We start from the raw sequence: 204 nt of genomic DNA, 5'->3' as shown, positions 1-204 counted from the left end.
CCTGCTGAACCAGACGCGCCACTTCTCCACCCTGCGCGCGCACCAGCTCGTTGGCCGGCGTCACATGCACCGCGAGCAGTTGTCCCAACGTGTCCACCGCCATATGTACCTTGCTGCCTTTCTTGCGCTTGTACCCGTCGTAGCCTGCGCGTGCGCCGCTTTCGCACGTCGACAGCAGCGTACGGCCATCGAGGATGACCGCGC

General features: G+C 65.2%; 1 protein-coding gene. It reads right to left on the bottom strand.

Translation table 11 applies throughout. The annotated features are described in order from the left end of the window. The coding region (locus AB3X94_RS42435; protein WP_368614527.1) for a transposase at positions 1-204 on the bottom strand (204 nt) is incomplete at both ends.

Source organism: Paraburkholderia sp. BR10923 (assembly GCF_040948765.1).
GTDB lineage: Bacteria > Pseudomonadota > Gammaproteobacteria > Burkholderiales > Burkholderiaceae > Paraburkholderia > Paraburkholderia youngii.
Note: the sequence above shows the minus strand (reverse complement) of the source record. Positions and strands in the feature narration are given on the sequence as shown.